The sequence below is a fragment of the Frigidibacter sp. ROC022 genome (assembly GCF_024723735.1).
Classification (GTDB): domain Bacteria; phylum Pseudomonadota; class Alphaproteobacteria; order Rhodobacterales; family Rhodobacteraceae; genus SLM-1.
The window spans coordinates 1,321,251-1,339,075 of sequence record NZ_JANQDU010000001.1; the positions used below are offsets into that span (position 1 = coordinate 1,321,251).

Annotated in this window: 18 protein-coding genes; 11 read left to right on the top strand and 7 right to left on the bottom strand. The window is 68.2% G+C overall.

Annotation, left to right across the window (positions count from 1 at the left end; all coding sequences use genetic code 11):
• Positions 1–74 precede the first annotated feature (74 nt).
• The 3 genes from NUW50_RS06400 to NUW50_RS06410 all read right to left on the bottom strand — a co-directional run bounded on the left by NUW50_RS06400 (position 75) and on the right by NUW50_RS06410 (position 2,591).
• On the bottom strand, positions 75–974 hold the full coding sequence (locus NUW50_RS06400; protein ID WP_258288231.1) for a pseudouridine-5'-phosphate glycosidase: 900 nt from the start codon (positions 972–974) through the stop codon (positions 75–77).
• 7 nt (positions 975–981) lie between these two features.
• On the bottom strand, positions 982–1,920 hold the full coding sequence (locus tag NUW50_RS06405) for a PfkB family carbohydrate kinase (protein ID WP_258288232.1): 939 nt from the start codon (positions 1,918–1,920) through the stop codon (positions 982–984).
• Between the two features lie 65 nt (positions 1,921–1,985).
• Positions 1,986–2,591 (bottom strand): histidine phosphotransferase family protein, encoded by a 606-nt coding sequence (locus NUW50_RS06410; protein ID WP_258288233.1) that lies wholly within the window; start codon positions 2,589–2,591, stop codon positions 1,986–1,988.
• Between the two features lie 51 nt (positions 2,592–2,642).
• Between NUW50_RS06410 and NUW50_RS06415 the strand changes: the two genes are divergently transcribed.
• From NUW50_RS06415 to NUW50_RS06425, 3 genes are all read left to right on the top strand, one after another.
• A complete protein-coding gene (locus NUW50_RS06415; RefSeq protein ID WP_275982000.1) occupies positions 2,643–2,792 on the top strand; it encodes a DUF3553 domain-containing protein in 150 nt (49 codons plus the stop codon).
• A gap of 132 nt (positions 2,793–2,924) precedes the next feature.
• Entirely contained in the window at positions 2,925–3,692 is a 768-nt protein-coding gene (locus NUW50_RS06420) for a GNAT family N-acetyltransferase (protein WP_258288235.1), read from the top strand.
• 9 nt (positions 3,693–3,701) lie between these two features.
• On the top strand, positions 3,702–4,529 hold the full coding sequence (locus tag NUW50_RS06425) for a lysophospholipid acyltransferase family protein (protein WP_258288236.1): 828 nt from the start codon (positions 3,702–3,704) through the stop codon (positions 4,527–4,529).
• Here NUW50_RS06425 and NUW50_RS06430 read toward each other — a convergent pair.
• Complete coding sequence (locus NUW50_RS06430; RefSeq protein WP_258288237.1) at positions 4,526–5,143, bottom strand: thiamine phosphate synthase; 618 nt, start codon at positions 5,141–5,143, stop codon at positions 4,526–4,528. The genes NUW50_RS06425 and NUW50_RS06430 overlap by 4 nt on opposite strands.
• 177 nt (positions 5,144–5,320) lie before the next feature.
• Positions 5,321–5,650 carry a TfoX/Sxy family protein gene (locus NUW50_RS06435; RefSeq protein WP_258288238.1) on the bottom strand — a complete coding sequence of 110 codons (330 nt, stop codon included), beginning with the start codon at positions 5,648–5,650 and terminating at the stop codon, positions 5,321–5,323.
• A 90-nt stretch (positions 5,651–5,740) separates the two neighbouring features.
• Between NUW50_RS06435 and NUW50_RS06440 the strand changes: the two genes are divergently transcribed.
• Entirely contained in the window at positions 5,741–6,499 is a 759-nt protein-coding gene (locus NUW50_RS06440; RefSeq protein ID WP_258288239.1) for an RNA methyltransferase, read from the top strand.
• A gap of 73 nt (positions 6,500–6,572) precedes the next feature.
• Here the strand turns inward: NUW50_RS06440 and NUW50_RS06445 are convergent, their stop codons facing one another.
• Positions 6,573–7,142 (bottom strand): YcbK family protein, encoded by a 570-nt coding sequence (locus NUW50_RS06445; protein ID WP_258288240.1) that lies wholly within the window; start codon positions 7,140–7,142, stop codon positions 6,573–6,575.
• 397 nt (positions 7,143–7,539) lie between these two features.
• On the opposite strand from NUW50_RS06445, the gene NUW50_RS06450 reads away from it, so the two are divergent.
• The 4 genes from NUW50_RS06450 to NUW50_RS06465 all read left to right on the top strand — a co-directional run bounded on the left by NUW50_RS06450 (position 7,540) and on the right by NUW50_RS06465 (position 11,837).
• Positions 7,540–9,156 (top strand): L,D-transpeptidase family protein, encoded by a 1,617-nt coding sequence (locus NUW50_RS06450; protein WP_258288241.1) that lies wholly within the window; start codon positions 7,540–7,542, stop codon positions 9,154–9,156.
• A gap of 66 nt (positions 9,157–9,222) precedes the next feature.
• A complete protein-coding gene (locus tag NUW50_RS06455) occupies positions 9,223–10,329 on the top strand; it encodes a UDP-3-O-(3-hydroxymyristoyl)glucosamine N-acyltransferase (RefSeq protein WP_258288242.1) in 1,107 nt (368 codons plus the stop codon).
• Between the two features lie 30 nt (positions 10,330–10,359).
• Positions 10,360–10,626, top strand: coding sequence for an acyl carrier protein (locus NUW50_RS06460; protein ID WP_258288243.1), 267 nt, complete (start codon positions 10,360–10,362; stop codon positions 10,624–10,626).
• A gap of 2 nt (positions 10,627–10,628) precedes the next feature.
• Complete coding sequence (locus NUW50_RS06465) at positions 10,629–11,837, top strand: beta-ketoacyl-[acyl-carrier-protein] synthase family protein (RefSeq protein WP_258288244.1); 1,209 nt, start codon at positions 10,629–10,631, stop codon at positions 11,835–11,837.
• Between the two features lie 153 nt (positions 11,838–11,990).
• On the opposite strand, the gene NUW50_RS06470 is transcribed toward NUW50_RS06465, so the two are convergent.
• Positions 11,991–12,674 carry an invasion associated locus B family protein gene (locus tag NUW50_RS06470; RefSeq protein ID WP_258288245.1) on the bottom strand — a complete coding sequence of 228 codons (684 nt, stop codon included), beginning with the start codon at positions 12,672–12,674 and terminating at the stop codon, positions 11,991–11,993.
• Positions 12,675–13,305: 631 nt separating this feature from the next.
• On the opposite strand from NUW50_RS06470, the gene NUW50_RS06475 reads away from it, so the two are divergent.
• The 3 genes from NUW50_RS06475 to NUW50_RS06485 all read left to right on the top strand — a co-directional run bounded on the left by NUW50_RS06475 (position 13,306) and on the right by NUW50_RS06485 (position 17,804).
• A complete protein-coding gene (locus NUW50_RS06475; RefSeq protein WP_258288246.1) occupies positions 13,306–14,865 on the top strand; it encodes a DUF853 domain-containing protein in 1,560 nt (519 codons plus the stop codon).
• Between the two features lie 237 nt (positions 14,866–15,102).
• A complete protein-coding gene (locus NUW50_RS06480; RefSeq protein WP_258288247.1) occupies positions 15,103–16,443 on the top strand; it encodes a hypothetical protein in 1,341 nt (446 codons plus the stop codon).
• The gene (locus NUW50_RS06485) at positions 16,440–17,804 is read left to right on the top strand and encodes a cytochrome P450 (RefSeq protein ID WP_258288248.1); all 1,365 of its coding nucleotides are present in this window, start codon (positions 16,440–16,442) and stop codon (positions 17,802–17,804) included. The genes NUW50_RS06480 and NUW50_RS06485 overlap by 4 nt, the downstream gene beginning before the upstream one ends.
• Positions 17,805–17,825 lie beyond the last annotated feature (21 nt).

Consider the following 17,825-nt stretch of genomic DNA (forward strand, 5'->3'; position numbering starts at 1 on the left):
GGCTGTCAGGCGCAATTCGGCGCCAGGGGGTAATCTATGGCGAGTGCTGCGGCTGCACAATGGCCCCTTGCGCTTTAGGCCGCCGCAATCCGCGCCGCGAGCCGGGCATTGTTCAGGACCAGAGCGATATTGGCTTCGAGCGAGGCCCCGTCGCTCAGTTCGAATATCCTTTGCAGCAAGAAGGGCGTCACCGCCTTCTGGCCGATTCCCCGGCTTTCGGCCTCGGCCAGGGCGGCCTCGATCCAGGGGCCGATCACATTTTGCGGAATTTCCGACTCGGGCGGGATCGGGTTGGCGACAAGCTGGCCGCCGGGAAGCCCCAGGGCGGCGCGCTGCCGGGCAGCGGCGGCGATCCCGGCCGGATCATCGATTCGCAGCGGCGCCTGCAGGCCCGAGTCGCGCGACCAGAAGGCGGGCAGTTCATCCTGCCCGACCGCGATGACCGGCACGCCCAGGGTCTCGAGCACTTCCAGTGTCTTCGGCAGGTCGAGAATCGCCTTCGCCCCGGCGCAGACCACTGTCACCGGGGTCTGGGCCAGTTCCTGCAGATCGGCGGAGATGTCGAAGCTCAGCTCGGCGCCACGGTGCACGCCGCCGATTCCGCCGGTGGCAAAGACCGCGATCCCGGCCTGATGTGCGGCGATCATCGTCGCGGCAACCGTGGTTGCGCCGGTCTGGCCCCGGGCCATGGCCACCGCGAGGTCGGCGCGCGACAGCTTGGCGACCTCCCTGGCCTGTGCCAGCGATTCGAGCTGCGCCCCGGTCAGCCCGACATGCAGGCGTCCCTCCAGCACCGCGATCGTGGCCGGGACCGCTCCGGCGCCGCGAACCTCGTCCTCGACCGCCTTCGCGGTTTCCAGGTTTCGCGGCCAGGGCATGCCGTGGGTGATGATCGTCGACTCGAGCGCCACCAACGGGCGGTTCCGGGAGCGTGCCTCGGCGACCTCGGGGGACAGGGTGACGGGTGCAGTCATTTCGGCCTCATGAAGGTTGTCCGCCGGATACGAAGGCCGCGGCGGCGGCCAGCGCGGCCTGCAGCGCCGCCTCGCGGGTTTCGCCCCTGCGTTCGGCGAAGAGATGCGCCGCCATGAAAGTGTCGCCGGCGCCGGTGATCCTTGTCACCAGTACCGGCGGCGGTTCGGCCTGGCGCAGGGCTCCGGGTTCGGCCTCGGCGGCGGTGCGGGCACCATCGGTGACCAGCACCCTCCGGGCGCCCTGCGCCACAAGGCCGGCGGCGGCCTCGGGCGCGTTGTCGAAGCTGCGATGGGCCAGCAACCCGGCTTCGTGCAGATTGACATAGAGAACCGCCTTCGGGTGTTGAAGCAGCGGCAGCAGGCGCTCGGCCTTGCCGGGCGAGGCGGGCGCGATGCGGAGATCGGCACAGGCAAAGGCCGGGTCGGCGGCGATGTCGGCCAGCAGCGAGGCGGTCAGATTGCCGTCCAGCGCGATGGTGCCGGGGTAGGGCGCGGCGGCATCACCCAGCCGCCCGTCATGCAGCGGCGCGAGGATCTTCGGCCCCGCCGCCTCCAGCGAATGCGCGTCGGCAATCGCCGCGACCAGCCCGTTGCCGCCCTCGATCGCCATGTAGACATCGGTCGGCAGGTCGTCGGACCGGTAGAGATATCGGGTGTCGAGCCCGAGCCTTGCCGCCTCGGCCTCCAGTTCGTTGCCCTCGGCATCGCGGCCCAGCGAGGACAGCAGGGCGGGGCGCAGGCCGAAGCGGCGCAGGGTCATGGCGATGTTCATCGCCACCCCGCCCGGCACCCGGGCAATCCGCCCCGGCACATCCGATCCCAGCTTGAGATGCGAGGGCGACCGGCCGATCACGTCCCAGAGCACCGAACCGATGCAGAGCACGTCCGGTGCCGGCGCGTCGGCAAGCGGCTCTGCGGCGGCGGCTGAGGTTGGAACGGGGCTCATGCCCCTTCATGGCCAATGCCGGGCCCCGCCGCAAGTCGGGCCGGGGCACAGCGGCCCTGCGAGGCTCAGGCCGGAGAGAAGGCCAGCGACAGTCCCGCCTTGCTTTCGCTGCGCTTCAGTTGCAGCCCGATATCGCCGGCCCAGATCGGGGCCAGGGCAAAATGCAGGTCGGCGGGGGCCAGGTCGTGAATCCGATGCGGGTCGTCGAAGACCGACCACAGGCCGTCGAGATCGCGGAACTTCGTCGAGTCGGCGCTCAGCAGCCAGGCGCCGTCGCGCTCCGAAACGGTGATCCGCCCGCCCCAGGGCAGGGCGCTTTCCAGGCATTGCAGGCAGAGAAAGGCCAGCTTGACCAGGGGGCGCTCGACCGTGCCTTCGACCTGCCAGAGGATGGTCTGACGTCCGTCCTTGGCCAGGGCGCCGAGAATGTCGATGATCTCGGGCCGGGCGAGGCTCTGGCCCCAGGCGGCGGCGCCGAAGGCGATCCGGTAGAACCTTATCCTTGCATTGGCATTGGTGACGCTCTCGGCAATGAGCGATATCTCGGGCCCGGCGACCACGCCCGACATCGACAGAAGCTCGACCCCGTTGCCGATCGCCCCCAAAGGGCTGATAAGGTCATGGCAGATACGCGAACCGAGCAGCGAGGTCAGGATGACGGTTCTATTCATGCCGACGCCTCCGGGCAGGTCCTCCGCGTGAGCGCCTTGTTCCAGCCCGGAATGCTCGTCCGCCATCCCGAGCGCCCCGATTGGGGGCTGGGCCAGATCCAGTCGGTCATTGGCAACCGCATCACCGTGACGTTCGAGGAGGCCGGAAAGGTCGTGATCGATTCCCGAAGAGTCGCGCTGGCCTTGGTCTTCATGCCCTGATTCCCGTGCTGGCTTGGCCAAAGGCATCTCATTCAACCCCCGCTTGTGTCAAACCCCGGGCAATCGAGCGCCCGGATTGCATCATTCGCCCGATCCCCTTAAATCCGCGTTAACCGCGACACCCGAGGCCTGATGGACATCCCTGCCGCCCGTTTCGAAACAAGACTGGCGCGCGATGCCTCCGACATCGCCGCCGCGCAGCGCTTGCGGTACCGGGTTTTCGTGGCCGAACTGGGCGGCGGCGGTCCGGGGGTGGACCATGCGCGGGGGCTCGAGACCGACGCCTTCGATCCCTATTGCGAGCATCTGCTGCTGTTCGACCGGGCCCGCGACGGCGATCAGGTGGTCGGGGTCTACCGTCTGCTGGACGGGCCGGGCGCGGCGCGGGTCGGGCATTTCTATTCGGAAGGCGAATACGACCTGACGCCGCTGAAGCGCTCGGGTCGACGCTTGCTGGAACTGGGCCGCTCGTGCCTCGACAAGCGCTATCGCGGCGGCGCCGGGATGATGCATCTGTGGATGGCGCTGGCCGATGTGGTGCAGCAGCGCGGCATCGAGATCCTGTTCGGGGTGGCCAGTTTCCACGGCACCGACGTCGCGGCGATGGCCGAACCGCTGGCCCAGCTGCGCCAGGCGCATCTGGCGCCCGAGGAGATCCGGCCCAGATCGCTGGTCTATCAGTCGATGGACCTCTGGCCGCCGGAGAAGATCAACCGGACCCGGGCCATGCTGGCGGTGCCGGCGCTGATCAAGGCCTATCTGCGACTGGGCGGTCATGTCGGGGACGGCGCCTTTGTCGACCATGCCTTCAACACGATCGACGTCTGCCTGGTGCTGGATACCGCGCGGATGACCGAACGGCAGCGCACGCGCTATTCGCGCGGCCTGCACAACATCTAGCGGCCCGCCTTGGCGACCTGGTATTCCGAAACCCCGCCGCCCGAACCGCGCGCCTATGGACTGGCAGGCTGGCTGCGGATCGTGGTTCGGGGGCTGGCGATCCTGCTGGTTCTGCTGGTCGGGCTGGCCTGCCTGCTGGCGCTGCGGCTTGTCGAGGCCCCGTTGCATGCGCCGCGCCGTCCCTGGACACCCCATATCACCCAGACCGTCTGCCGTATCGTGCTGCGCCTGATCGGGTTGCGCCGTACCGTTCAGGGCCGGCCCGCGGCCGAGGCCCGCGTCGTCGTCGCCAACCATGTGTCATGGCTGGATATCTTCGCCCTGAACGCGACCCAGAGAGTTGTCTTCGTCGCCAAGTCCGAGGTCCGGGGCTGGGCCGGGATCGGCTGGCTGGCGCGGGCCACCGGCACGCTCTTCGTGCGCCGCGACCGGCGCGAGGCGCCGCAGCAGCAGGCCGCATTGCGCGAGCGGATCGCGGCTGGCCAGCCGGTGCTGATGTTCCCCGAAGGCACCTCGACCGACGGGTTCCGGGTGCTGCCCTTCAAGACCACGCTGTTTGCTCCGCTGGCGGGGCAGGCGAGGTTGGAGGTGCAGGCTGTCTCGGTGGTCTGGACGGCGCCCGGGGGGGCCGATCCGCGCTTCTATGGCTGGTGGGGGGACATGGACTTCGGCAGCCACATGCTGACGGTTCTGGCAGCACCGCGGCAGGGCGGCGTCACGCTGCGCTATCATCCCCCGGTCGATGCGGGCGGGTTCCCGGACCGCAAGGCGCTGGCCCTGCACCTGGAACGCCAGACCCGCGAGGGTCAGTGGCTGGCCGAGGGACGCAGCAGCTAGTAGAGCGCGACCAGCCGGTTGAGGGCCGCCGCAGGGTCGTCCTCGGACCAGATCTCGTCACCGAAGCCGAGGAAATCGCAGGCCTCCGCCAGCGCCGGGAGCAGTTCCGGGGTCAAGCCGCCTTCGGCCACGACCGGTATCTCGATCATCTCGGACCACCACTGGAACAGCTCCAGCGGTGCTGTGGTGCCATCGCCCAATGCGCCCGAGACCGGCCCGAAGGAGACGTAGTCGGCTCCGGCTTCGGCCACCGTCAGCCCGTCGTGGCGCGAGGCGGCACAGAAGGCGCCGACGATCGCGTCATCGCCCAGTTCCGCACGGGCGGCGCGATAGCCGCGCCCGGCCTCGGTCAGATGCACGCCGTCGAGCCCCAGCCGTGCCGCCAGCAGGACATGCCGCTCGATCACCAGCGCCACGTCGCGGGCATGGGCGACCTCGCGCAGCGCATCGGCGGCGCGCGACAGCTCGTCCTCGTCCCGGGTCGCCAGCGCCAGGCGCAGGCAGGCCACCGGCTGCGCGTCCAGCACCGCGGCCAGCTGGTCGGGGAAGCTGCCGGGATCGAAGACCGGCGGGGTGATCAGGTAGAGTTGCGGGCGCTGCTGATCTGTGTCCATGGCAAGTCCTTCGGGCAGGCGGGATGATCCCGGGGCGTCGGATCCCCGGCGGGTCCGGCGGGCGGTTGCCGGCGCTTGTCCGTTACCGCCCGCCGGCCGTTCCTAGCGGCAAATTCTGGCTTTGGCTATCTCTGCAATGCCCTTGTCGCGGCCATGCCTGACGGGGACTTCGCGGTGCTACTTGGGCGCGAGCGTCCGGACATATCCCAATGCGATCTCCATCAGCTGCCGACGCCGCCGGTCGTCTGCCAGGACGCTCCCGCTGGCCTCGACGATCCCCTCCATCCGGCGTCCGGACATGGTCATCGGCGATGCCCCTTCGATCTGCAGCGCCGCGGGTTCGTTCGGCTTTCCGACCCTGAACATCCCGTCGTTCCGGCGCAGCGCACAGACAAGATGGCCGTTCAGCAGGAATGCCAGCCCCCCGAACATCTGTCCTTCGCTCAGGCCATCCAGTGCGGCGAGATCCGACCGCAGTAGTGCGAGAAGTTGATCTCTGGTAGGCATTCAGTCCGGTTGTCTTTCGAGCGTATAAGCACTGACGCCGGGCCGAAGCCCGATCGCCCCTTTCTGGAACCTCTTCGTAACATGCAAAATATGAATAAAAAGCAAAGCAATGAACCTGCGGTTGCAGAGCCGGTCTTCGTCCTGGTCCGCCCGCAGATGGGCGAGAACATCGGCGCGGCGGCCCGGGCGATGTGGAACTTCGGGCTCGACCGGATGCGGCTGGTCGCCCCGCGCGACGGCTGGCCCAACCCGCGTGCGGTCGCGCTGGCCTCGGGGGCGGGGCGGTTGCTGGATCATGCCGGGGTGTTCGCCTCGACGGCCGAGGCGGTGGCCGATTGCAGCCATGTCTTTGCCACCACCGCGCGCAATCGCGGGTTGACCAAGCCGGTGATGACTCCGGAACACGCAATGGCCAGGGCCCGCGCCCTGAGGGCGGAGGGTCAGCGGGTCGCGGTGCTGTTCGGGCCGGAACGGACCGGGCTGGAAAAAGATGACGTGGCCCAGGCCAATGCCATCGTCACGGTGCCGGTGAATGCCGAGTTCTTCTCGCTCAACCTCGGCCAATGCGTTCTGCTGATGGCCTATGAGTTCGCCCGGCAGGGCAGCGAGATGCCGGCCGAGACGGTGGCCATGGCCGGGGCCGAATGGGCCAGCCATGTCGAGGTCGAGAAGCTGGGCGACCACTATGAAGAGCGGCTCGACGCGGCCGGCTTCTTCTTTCCGCCCGAAAAGGCGGCCTCGATGAAGCTGAGCCTGCGCAACATGTGGAGCCGGATGCCCTTGACCCGCCCGGATGTGCAGACCCTGCACGGGATGCTGCGGCAGTTGCTGCGGAAACGGGACGAGTGAACAAAAAAAGGTGCGTGCAAGCACGCACCCTACGGGTTTCCCGATCGAAGCTCTTGCCTGCCCGGACGCAGCCTCAGCTGCCCCAGGTGCGGACCGGGCCGCAATCCATGTGGACGAAGTTCGAACGCGAATACTTGCCGACCCCGCCGGCCGAACATGCGCAGGCAGCGGCGTAGATCTGGTTGACCGAACGCGACTTCAGCCGCAGGTCGTTGGCCTGACCCTTCATGTGCAGCGAGTTCTTCGCGACGCCCGACGAACGGGCCCGCAGCATGGCATTGGTCTTGGGCGACCGGTAGCCGGACAGCAGCATGTAGGGTTCCGAGACATCCATCAGCCGATGCGCGGCGGCGGTGATGTCGATGGTGCGGGCGTCGATGCCCATCAACTGGTCGGTGCGCCAGTCGCGCATGAAATAGGTGATCTCCTTCAGCGCGTCCTTGATGTATTCGCCCTCGACCCAATAGATCGTGTCGATCTTCTCGCCGGTGCGGCCCGAATACATGCTGATCCGGCGGATGTCGCCCGCGCCCCGCAGAAACCCGGCGGCTTTCGAGAAGGTGGGGGCTGCAACCGTAGCGGTTGCGGCAAAGACGCCAAGAAGGGTGCGCCGCGAAAGCTTCGCCGAGTCAAGCTGAGTCATATTGTCTGATCGTCCCGTCTTCTTACCTGTCGTCCCACTGTTGTCGCGGGTTCTTTCCTCTGCCGCCTCATCCCCAGGCTGCAGGACGATTATGCCACAGAATACTGGTCCGACCAAGGCAAGAGATGTCGCAGATCGGGCGCGGGCGCCGGATCGGCAAGTTTTGGCGCATGGGACCGATCGGCGCGAACACCGGCCGATTCGCCGGTGCGCCGGACGGCAGGGGTGTGTTCGTGCCGGATTCTTCACCATTGCCGCGCGGGTCCGCCGCGGAATGCCGATTGCCGTGGCCGGACGGCGACAAATGGGCCAGTTGGCGCATTTGTGAAGCTTCAAGCTCTCAACTATTGGGCTAAGATGCGGTAACAGCGACGTGAAGGGCGCGAAAGGGTTACGGATGACGAAGATGGTCGACAGCGGCAGACGGACGCTACTGACGGGAGGCGGTGCTGCGGCCGCCTTGTGGTTGAGCGGGGCCGGAGCGGCCAGTGCGACGGCTCTGACGGCGTTCCGCCAGGCGGTGGCCGAAAGCGCGGCGCAGGACGAGGCCCTGTCGGAGTTCTATCGCAACAACGATTTCGCCGGCATCTGGACCAGTGACAGCGCCGCCGACGCCGCCCGCCGGGCCGCCCTGCTGGAGGCGCTCGACCAGGCCGCCACGCACGGGCTGCCGGTCGCGGCCTATGACCTTCCGGGGCTCGAGGCGCGGATGGCCGCGGTGCGGACGCAGCGCGATCTCGGCGAAATCGAAGTGGAATTGAGCCGGGTCCTGCTGCGCTATGCGCGCGATATCCAGACCGGCATTCTGACGCCGCGCAAGGTCGATCCGGGCCTGGTGCTGACCGTGCCGCTGCGCGATGGCGCCGAGGTGCTGCGCGGCTTTGCCAAGGCCAGCCCGCGCGGCTATCTGCGCCGCCTTGCGCCGCAGGCGCCGGAATATGCCCGGCTGATGAAGGAGAAGTTGCGCCTGGAACGTCTGCTGGCCGCCGGTGGCTGGGGACCGAAGGTGCGCGGCGGTGCGCTGAAGCCCGGCCAGTCGGGCGAAAACGTCGTCGCCCTCCGGAACCGTCTCATCGCGATGGGCTACATGCGCCGCACTGCCAGCGCGACCTATGACGCCGACATGCAGAAGGCGGTGCAGCTGTTCCAGGTCGATCACGGAATCTCCACAGATGGCGTGGCAGGAGAGAGCACGCTGCGCGAGATCAATGCGCAGGTCGAGGACCGGCTGGCCTCGATCCTCGTCGCGATGGAGCGTGAGCGCTGGATGAACATGCCGCGCGGCGAGCGTCATGTCTGGGTCAACCTGACTGATTTCACGGCGCAGATCCGCGAGCATGACAAGGTCACCTTCGAGACCCGTGCCGTCGTCGGCGCCAACCGCGCCGACCGCCGGACGCCGGAGTTCTCGGACCAGATGGAAGTCGTGGTCGCCAACCCGACCTGGAACGTGCCGCGCTCGATCTCGGTCAAGGAATACCTGCCGATGCTCAAGCGGAATCCGAATGCCGCGGGGCATCTGCGGATCACCGACCGCCGGGGACGGCTGGTCGATCGCGAGGCCGTCGACTGGTCGGCCTACAACGAGCACAACTTCCCCTTCGACATGAAACAGCCGCCCTCGTCGGGCAATGCCCTGGGGCTGGTGAAGTTCCTGTTCCCGAACCGCTGGAACATCTACCTGCACGACACGCCCGCCAAGAGCCTGTTCAAGCGCGAGGTGCGGGCCTTCTCGCATGGCTGCATCCGGCTGATGGACCCGTTCGACTTTGCCTATGCGGTGCTGTCGAAACAGACCGACGACCCCAAGGGCCTGTTCAAGAAGCATCTGAATTCGCGCCGCGAGTCGCCGATCCCGGTCGAGCCGGCGCTGCCGGTCCACATCACCTACCGGACCGCCTTCACCACCGCCAAGGGGCGGATCGGCTATCGCCGCGACGTCTATGGCCGCGACGGACGGGTTTTTGCGGCCCTGAAGGATGCCGGGGTGGTGCTGGACGGCGTTCATAGCTAAATCCACGGGGCCGAACGGCGGGCCGGGCAGCGTGTCCGGCCGTTACTTCCGGGAGAGGCCCGTGTCATGCTGCTGACTGTTGCCGAGATCGCCGAAGCCCTGGGCGTGGAACCCCTCGGGGATGCCGGGTTGCAGATGCGTGGCCTGGCGGAACCGGCGCTGGCCGGTCCGGAGGATCTGGCGCTCGCCATGTCCAGGACCTATCTGGCCGCTCTGGCCCGGGGCCAGGCCCGTGCCGCGGTGGTGCCCGAGGGGACCGACTGGCAGGCCCTGGGGCTGCTGGCCGCGGTGCCGGTCGGGCGGCCGCGCCTGGCGATGTCCACCCTCACCACCGCTTTCGACCCGGGCCCGGGATGGGCGCCGGGGGTGCACCCGTCGGCGATCGTCGAGGACGGCGCGATGCTGGGGATCGGCACGTCGGTCGGCGCCTTCGGCGTGATCGGGGCCGGGGCGGTGATCGGCGCCGATTGCCGGATCGGCGACCATGTCTCGATCGCGGCCGGGGCGGTGATCGGTGACGGTGCGCTGATCCATCCCGGCACCCGGATCGGTCCGCGGGTGCGGATCGGCGGGGGCTTCATCGCGCAGCCGAATGCGGTGGTCGGCTCGGACGGGTTCTCCTTTGTCACCGCCGAGGTCTCGGCGGTCGAGACCGCCCGCGCGACGCTGGTGGGCGACACCGCCGGCATCGAAGGTCAGGAGTGGCAGCGGATCGCCTCGCTGGGCGGGGTCGAGATCGGCGACGACGTCGAACTCGGCGCGCTCAGCGCCATCGACAGCGGCACGATCCGCCCGACCCGGATCGGTGACGGCACCAAGATCGACAACATGGTCCATGTCGCGCACAATGTCGTGGTCGGTCGGCATTGCCTGCTCTGCGGCCAGGTCGGAATCGCCGGATCGACGGTGATCGGGGATTTCGTCGTCCTCGGCGGCCAGTCGGGTGTGGTGGACAATATTACTGTCGGCGACCGGGTGATCGCGGGGGCCGGGTCGAAACTTCTCTCGAACGTGCCGGCCGGCCGGGTGGTGCAGGGCTATCCGGCGGTCAGGATGGAGACCCATGTCGAGAGCTACAAGGCACTGCGCCGCTTGCCGCGCCTGATGGAGCGGCTTCGGGCCGCTGCCGGCGATGGTCAGAATGCTGTTTCCAAGCCGCGCGAGAATGACTAAATACCTGCGACCGAAAAAGGGTGCGGTGAGATGAGCGTCAAGGATGAGGTATATCGGATCGTTGCCGAGCAGGCCGTGATCGACGTTGCCGATGTCTCGGACGACAAGACGCTCGAGGCGCTCGGTATCGACAGCCTGGGGCTGGTCGAATCGATCTTCGCCATCGAGGAGGCCTTCGACATCACGGTGCCCTTCAACGCCAACGAACCCACATCGAGCGATTTCGACATTTCTTCGGTCGGCGCCATCGTCCGGGCGGTCGAATCCCTGGTCGCCGAACAGAAGGCCGCCCGCTAGGAATGCGGCGCGTTGTCATCACCGGCGCGGGCACGATCAACGCGCTCGGACATAATGTGCCCGACACGCTGGAGGCGATGCGCGAGGGGCGCTGCGGGATTTCGGATCTCGACATCCGCGATGTCGAGCGGCTGCAGATCCGGATCGCCGGCCAGGTTCATGACTGGGACGCCGAGGCGCAGTTCAACCGTCAGCAGATCGCGCTCTATGACCGTTTCACCCAGTTCACCCTGCTCGCCGCGAAAGAGGCGATCACCCAGTCGGGGCTCGAGTTCGGCGGCCAGCTGGCGGCCGAGGCCGGGGTGGTGCTGGGCACCGCCGGGGGCGGGGTCAACACCTGGGACGAGAATTACCGGGCGGTCTATGAAGACGGCAAGAACCGGGTCCATCCCTTCGTGGTCCCGAAGCTGATGAACAATGCCGCCGCCTCGCATGTCTCGATCGAGTGGAACCTGAAGGGCCCGGCCTTCACCGTGGCCACCGCCTGTGCCAGCTCGAACCATGCCATGGGGCTGGCCTTCCAGATGATCCGCGCCGGCGGCGCCCGGGTGATGGTGACCGGCGGCTCGGAATCGATGCTCTGCTTCGGCGGGGTCAAGGCCTGGGAGGGGCTGCGGGTGATGTCGCGCGATGCCTGCCGGCCGTTCTCGCTGAACCGCAACGGCATGGTCCAGGGCGAGGGCGCCGGGGTCTTCGTCTTCGAGGATTACGAGCACGCCCGGGCCCGCGGCGCCGATATCCTGGCCGAGGTGGTCGGTTTCGCGATGACCTCGGACGCCGCCGATATCGTGATGCCGTCCAAGCAGGGCGCCGAACGGGCGATCTCGGGCGCGATGCGCGATGCCGGGCTGGCCCCGACCGACGTCGGCTACATCAACGCGCATGGCACCGGCACTGCCGCCAATGACAAGACCGAATGCGCCGCCGTCGCGGATGCCTTCGGCGCCCATGCCGACCGGCTGATGATCTCCTCGACCAAATCCATGCACGGCCATCTGATCGGCGGCACCGGCGCGGTCGAATTGCTGGCCTGCATCATGGCGCTGCGCGAGGGCGTCATCGCGCCGACGATCGGCTATGAAGAGCCCGATCCGGAATGCGCACTGGACGTGGTGCCCAATACCGCGCGCGAGGCAAAGGTCGGCGCGGTGCTGTCGAATGCCTTTGCCTTCGGCGGGCTGAATGCGGTGCTGGCCCTGAAACGCGCCTGAGCCTGCCGGCCTGCGCCGCCCCCATCTTCGGGTCCGAAATACTCCCGCCGGAGGCTCCACCGCCGGCAGCCCGCGTCACCGGCCCGGGCAGGGGCCGGACAGCAAGACGCCGCCCCGGGGGGCGGCGTCTGGATCACGAAATCCGCGACCGGCTCAGTTGTCCTCGGCGGCCTTCCTGGCTTCGTCGGCCCGTTTCTGGGTCTCTTCATTGGTCGCTTTCATCTTCTCGAACCCTGCGGTGAAGCCGGTCAGCGACACGGTCAGCTGCACCTTCTGGTCCGGCGCCACCATCGGCACGATGGTCACCACGGCCTTGGCGCCCTTCTTCAGCTGTGCCACCTCGGCAGAGGTGAAGCCGATCCGCGAGAAGCAGCCGACCTGCGAGCACCAGGTGAAGGGGTAGCGCTTGGCCTTGCCGCCATCGACCGCCATGGTTAGCTGCGCGGTCAGAAGGGTTTCCAGCGGGGTGATGATCGTGGCGCCGGCGGCGGCTTCCGAACCTTCGGGCAGGGCCACCATCGAGAATTCGGCGACCGAGTTTCCGTCCTTGTCCTTCAGCAGCTGGTAGAGCTGGCAGGGATCGAACCCGTCCTGGGTGTGGACGCAGCGAACCTGCCAGTCGCCTTCGGTGGCGATGACGTAATCGGTCCCCGGGGCGTTTTCGGCATCGACTTCCTCGCCGGGGTTGAACTGGTCGGCGGGGCTGACCGGCGCGTCGGCGGCGGGAGCATCGGCGGCCGGCGCGTCGGTCGCGGGGGCATCCTGGGCGACGGTGGCCAGCGGCAGGCCCAGGGCCAGTACCAGCGCGGCGAGCGGTGAGAGACGGACTGCGTTCATTCGGATCCTCGGGTGAAAGCCTGTGTCGGGCCGGGTCTTAGCACTCTCCGCAGGGATTGTCAGCGGGGCACGGGCGCACGGTTGTGTCATGGGCGGGGCCTTGCGGGCCGGGCAGGGGCGGGGGCCGCCGTCCGCCGTGCCCGGCGATGCGCCGCGATCCGGGATCCGTCGGGGCCGGCAGGGCTCTGCCGCAAGGGCGGAAACGGCGCGGAGGCAAGGGGTTCAAGCGAAAGGGGCCAACGAGGGCCCCTTTCTTTATCTCTCCCTGTCGGACTGGCCGACTTCGTCATGACAAAATTGTTATGCCATGCTTTGCAGTCCGTCAACCGGGCAATAGTGCTGCAAAATATACCTTCGCAGAGCAAAAAAGTGCCGCGTCCGGGTGGGACGCGGCCAGTTCGACAGGGAGGAAGTCAATCCGCAGGCAACCCGATGCCGCCCGCGGACAGGAGGGTTATGCCGGCAATAGATTAAGATCGCGTGTGCGGCCCTGCAGGCCGCAGCCCGCCCGGCCACGGGCCACGGCGCCTTGCCGGGCTGGCCGTGTCGGTCCGGGCATGGCAAAAGAGGGCAGGGCCGGGACGCTGCAGGGCGTGCCGCGGCGCAGGCAGGGCAACAGGGCGGACAGGTGATGACGGACGGTGCGATCTTTGTGGGCGGCGGCGGGCCGGACTATGGCACGCCGCAGGAGATGCTGCTGAAATACGGCAACCGGCACGGCTTGATCGCGGGCGCCACCGGCACCGGCAAGACCGTCACCCTGCAGATCCTGGCCGAGAGCTTCTCGGCCAACGGGGTGCCGGTGTTCCTCTCGGACGTGAAGGGCGATCTCTCCGGGCTCGGCGCCGCCGGGTCCGAGGACTTCAAGCTGCACGAGGCGTTCCAGTCCCGCGCCGCGAAGATCGGTTTCGAGAGCTATGACTACGCGGCCTTCCCGGTCACCTACTGGGATCTCTACGGCGAGCAGGGCCACCCGATCCGGACCACGGTGGCCGAGATGGGACCGCTGCTGCTGAGCCGCCTGATGGATCTCTCCGATGCCCAGGAAGGCGTGTTGAACATCGCGTTCCGGGTCTCGGACGAACAGGGCCTGCCCCTGCTCGACCTCAAGGACCTGCAGGCGCTGCTGGTCTGGGTCGGCGAGAACGCCAAGGACCTGTCGCTGCGCTACGGCAATGTCTCGGGCGCCTCGGTGGGGGCGATCCAGCGCTCGCTGCTGGTGCTGGAGAACCAGGGCGGCGCGATGCTGTTCGGCGAACCGGCGCTGGACCTGGCCGACATGATGCGGACCGATCCCGACGGGCGCGGCCGGATATCGATCCTCGCCGCCGACAAGCTGATGGGATCGCCCCGGCTCTATGCCACCTTCCTGCTCTGGCTGCTGAGCGAATTGTTCGAGCAGCTCCCGGAAGTCGGCGATCCCGACAAGCCGAAGCTGGTGTTCTTCTTCGACGAGGCGCATCTGCTCTTCGACGATGCCCCCAAGGCGTTGATCGACAAGGTCGAACAGGTGGCGCGGCTGATCCGTTCGAAAGGGGTGGGGGTCTATTTCTGCTCGCAGAATCCCGCCGATGTTCCCGAGGATATCCTGGGTCAGCTCGGCAACCGGGTGCAGCATGCGCTGCGGGCCTTCACCCCGAACGATCAGAAGGCGCTCCAGCAGGCGGCGCAGACCTATCGGCCCAATCCGCGCTTCGACACCGCCGAGACGATCCGCGAGGTCGGCACCGGCGAGGCGGTGACCTCGTTCCTCGAGGCCAAGGGCGCCCCCGGCGTGGTCGAGCGGACCCTGATCCGCCCGCCCTCGTCGCAGCTCGGCCCGATCGACCCGGCGGCCCGCAAGGCGCTGATCGCGGCCTCGCCGGTCGCGGGAAAATACGACACGCCGGTCGATCGCGACTCGGCCTATGAAAAGCTGAAGGCCCGGGCCGAGGCGGCCGCGCGCGAGGCGGAAGCCGCGGCGGGCTCGGAGGTCGGTCCCGAAAGCGCCGGCGAGGATGACGGCTACAACCATGCAAGGCGCTATGACCCGACCCCGCGCGGCCGCGGGACGTCGAAGTCCAGGCGCAAGGCGAAGGAAGAGGAGACCTTCGGCGGCGAGGTTGCCAAGGTGGTGATCAAGGAGCTGAAGGGCACCACCGGGCGGCGCATCGTGCGGGGGATTTTCGGCACCCTGTTCCGCTCGCGCTAGCCTGGCTGCTTCGGGCCGCCCTGCGGCTCCGATCCGCGGGGGGCCAGCCCCCCGCGCCCCCCGGAGTATTTCCAAGGCAAAGAGCGCATTCGGGGCCCCGTGGGGCGGTCAGCCGGGTCGGGAAAGCGGCAGGGCGAAACCTGCTGCCGATCGCGGCGAAACGGCCCGCGTCTTGCCGCGTCACGGTCAAGGCGCTCCCTTATCTCTGCCAGAATTTCGGGTTAGCGTCGGGCCGGAATGAACGAGGCAGCAGCGCATAAGCAGGTCCGGTCGCGGCGGGTGTTCTACATCCCCGGCTATGACCCGATTCATCCGCGCCGCTACCGCGAACTCTACCGTTCGGAAGGGGCGGCGCAGGCCGAGCTGTCGGGCTATGCGCTGCATCTGACCCCGAAGAGCCGCAAGGGCCGCTATGGCTGGCATGTCGATGCCGAGATCGAGGGCGCGACCGTGGCGGCAGATGTCGAGGTGCTGGTCTGGTCGGATCTGGTGCGCGAGTCGATGGACGCCTCGATTCCGGGCACCTATCTGCAACTGGTCCGCACCGCCTGGACCTATGTCGCCTCGGGGACGCTGCGGCGGCTGATGTGGCTGCGCAAGGGGCCGGTGATCGCGGCGCTCTATCCGGTTGCGATGCTGATCCTGCAGCTGTTCGTCGCGCTGCTGGCCTTATGGCTGGTGGCCTCGCTGGTCGGTGAGATGGTCGGGTGGGTCGAGGCGCAGATCTGGCCGGGGCGCATCTTCACGCCGCTGTTCTACCCGTCGATCGTGCTTGCCCTGGCGGCGGGCGCGGCGGCGATGGTGCTGCTGCTGCGCCTGTTCAAGTCCCGCGACGGCAAGCTCTTCGCCTATTACCTGATGCATGACTACGCCTATACGGCCCGGCTGAAGGGCGCCAACCCGCCCGAACTGGAACGCCGGATGGCCGCCTTCGGCAAGGCGATCGCGGCGGCGCTGGCCTCGGATGTCGACGAGGTGCTGGTGGTCGGGCATTCCTCGGGCGCCCATCTGGCGGTGTCGATCCTGGCCGATCTGCTGCGCGCCGGGAAGGTGCCGGCCAACGGGCCGGCCCTGGGCTTCCTGTCGCTGGGCCAGGTGATCCCGATGATCTCCTTCCTGCCCGAGGCGAAACGCCTGCGCGCCGATCTGCACTATCTGGCCGGCAGGGACGAGCTGTTCTGGCTCGACGTGACGGCGCCGGGCGACGGCTGCGCCTTCGCGCTCTGCGACCCGGTGGCGGTGACCGGCGTCGCCCCACCCGGGCAGAAAGGCCCGCTGGTGATCTCGGCCGCCTTCTCCCGGACCCTCAGTCCGGAGCGCTGGAAGGCGCTGCGCTGGCGCTTCTTCCGGCTGCATTTCCAGTATCTCTGCGCCTTCGACAACCTGCCGGGAACCGCGCAGGACTATGACTATTTCCGCGTCACCGCCGGGCCGCAGACCCTGGCGGCGCGTTTTGCCGGCCGGGCGCCCTCGGCCAGCCGCATCGACGTTCCGGCCTCGCGCCACACGGCGCGGCTCCCCGCCCGGGACATGGCCAGCCGCCGCCACCCGGCCCGGCAGAGCGGGGATGCCGCATGACCCTGCCGCCGAAGCCCGCCGCGCGTCAGGGCAAGGTCTCGCTCTGGCGCTATGCCAGGCTGTTCCGTCAGGACATCCTCTCGGCCCAGCCGGCCCGGCTCTACCGCGCCTGGATGGCCGAGTTCCGCACGCCCTTCTTCCGCAGCTTCCTGATCAACGATCCCGGGCTGGTCCATGAGGTTCTGAAACACCGCCCGATGGATTTCCCGAAGTCCAACCGGGTGGCCGAGGGGCTGCGGCCGCTGCTGGGCGAGTCGGTCTTCCTGACCAACGGCGCGGCCTGGCAGCGGCAGCGGCGGATCATCGACCCGGCCTTCGAGGGGGGCCGGCTGCGCGATACCTTTCCCGCCATGGTGGCGGCCGGGGCGGCGGCGGTGGCGCGGCTGGAGACGATGGTCGGCGAGGCGCCGGTCGAGATCGAGGAGGAAATGAGCCATGTCGCGGCGGATGTGATCTTCCGCACCCTGTTCTCGATTCCGATCACCCATCATGTCGCCTCGGAGGTCTTCACCGAATTCCGCGCCTATCAGCGCAGCCAGCCGATCCTCAACCTGGCGGCCTTCCTGCCGCTGCCGCGCTGGCTGCCGCGCCTGCACCGGCCCGCGACCCGGCGCAGCGCCCGGATCATCCGCAGCCTGATCACCCATCTGACCGCCGAGCGGATGAACGCGATCCAGGACTGCAAGGCCCCGAACGACCTCGCCACCAAGATCATGACCACGCCCGATCCGCAGTCCGGGCAGATATTCACCACCACCGAGATGGTCGACCAGGTGGCGATCTTCTTCCTCGCCGGGCACGAGACCTCGGCCTCGGCGCTCGGCTGGGCGCTCTGGCTGCTGGCCGCGCATCCCGAGGCGCAGGAACGGGCCGCCGCCGAGGCCGCCGCCCTGTCGGACAGGCCGCAGTTCGGCGAAATCTCGCAGCTGAAGTTCACCCGCGACGTGTTCCGCGAGGCGCTGCGGCTCTACCCGCCGGTGCCGATGCTGGTGCGCGAGACCACGAAGCCCGAGCGCTTCCGCGACCGCAAGCTGCCGAAGCGCGCCCAGCTGGTGCTCAGCCCCTGGCATCTGCAGCGGCATGAGAGGCTGTGGGACAATCCCGACGGGTTCGATCCGGATCGCTACGGCACCGAGAATGGCAAGGACTGTCAGCGTCTCGCCTACATGCCCTTCTCGCAGGGGGCCCGGGTCTGCCCCGGCGCCGGTTTCGCGATGATCGAAGGCCCGTTGATCCTGGCGCAGATCCTGCGCCGGTTCCGGGTCGCGGCGATTCCCGACCGAAGACCGGTGCCGGTGGCCTATCTGACGGTGCGCGCGAAGGACGGGATCTGGCTCAGGCTGAGCCGGCGCCAGGGGTAGCGGGGTCGCCCGGACCGCCGC

Bases quoted from the DNA above. Each gene is read 5' to 3' on its own strand.
- NUW50_RS06400 (WP_258288231.1), bottom strand. From the start codon at position 974: ATGACTGCACCCGTCACCCTGTCCCCCGAGGTCGCCGAGGCACGCTCC.
- NUW50_RS06405 (WP_258288232.1), bottom strand. From the start codon at position 1,920: ATGAGCCCCGTTCCAACCTCAGCCGCCGCCGCAGAGCCGCTTGCCGAC.
- NUW50_RS06410 (WP_258288233.1), bottom strand. From the start codon at position 2,591: ATGAATAGAACCGTCATCCTGACCTCGCTGCTCGGTTCGCGTATCTGC.
- NUW50_RS06415 (WP_275982000.1), top strand. From the start codon at position 2,643: ATGCTCGTCCGCCATCCCGAGCGCCCCGATTGGGGGCTGGGCCAGATC.
- NUW50_RS06420 (WP_258288235.1), top strand. From the start codon at position 2,925: ATGGACATCCCTGCCGCCCGTTTCGAAACAAGACTGGCGCGCGATGCC.
- NUW50_RS06430 (WP_258288237.1), bottom strand. From the start codon at position 5,143: ATGGACACAGATCAGCAGCGCCCGCAACTCTACCTGATCACCCCGCCG.
- NUW50_RS06435 (WP_258288238.1), bottom strand. From the start codon at position 5,650: ATGCCTACCAGAGATCAACTTCTCGCACTACTGCGGTCGGATCTCGCC.
- NUW50_RS06440 (WP_258288239.1), top strand. From the start codon at position 5,741: ATGAATAAAAAGCAAAGCAATGAACCTGCGGTTGCAGAGCCGGTCTTC.
- NUW50_RS06445 (WP_258288240.1), bottom strand. From the start codon at position 7,142: ATGACTCAGCTTGACTCGGCGAAGCTTTCGCGGCGCACCCTTCTTGGC.
- NUW50_RS06450 (WP_258288241.1), top strand. From the start codon at position 7,540: ATGACGAAGATGGTCGACAGCGGCAGACGGACGCTACTGACGGGAGGC.
- NUW50_RS06455 (WP_258288242.1), top strand. From the start codon at position 9,223: ATGCTGCTGACTGTTGCCGAGATCGCCGAAGCCCTGGGCGTGGAACCC.
- NUW50_RS06460 (WP_258288243.1), top strand. From the start codon at position 10,360: ATGAGCGTCAAGGATGAGGTATATCGGATCGTTGCCGAGCAGGCCGTG.
- NUW50_RS06465 (WP_258288244.1), top strand. From the start codon at position 10,629: ATGCGGCGCGTTGTCATCACCGGCGCGGGCACGATCAACGCGCTCGGA.
- NUW50_RS06470 (WP_258288245.1), bottom strand. From the start codon at position 12,674: ATGAACGCAGTCCGTCTCTCACCGCTCGCCGCGCTGGTACTGGCCCTG.
- NUW50_RS06475 (WP_258288246.1), top strand. From the start codon at position 13,306: ATGACGGACGGTGCGATCTTTGTGGGCGGCGGCGGGCCGGACTATGGC.
- NUW50_RS06480 (WP_258288247.1), top strand. From the start codon at position 15,103: ATGAACGAGGCAGCAGCGCATAAGCAGGTCCGGTCGCGGCGGGTGTTC.
- NUW50_RS06485 (WP_258288248.1), top strand. From the start codon at position 16,440: ATGACCCTGCCGCCGAAGCCCGCCGCGCGTCAGGGCAAGGTCTCGCTC.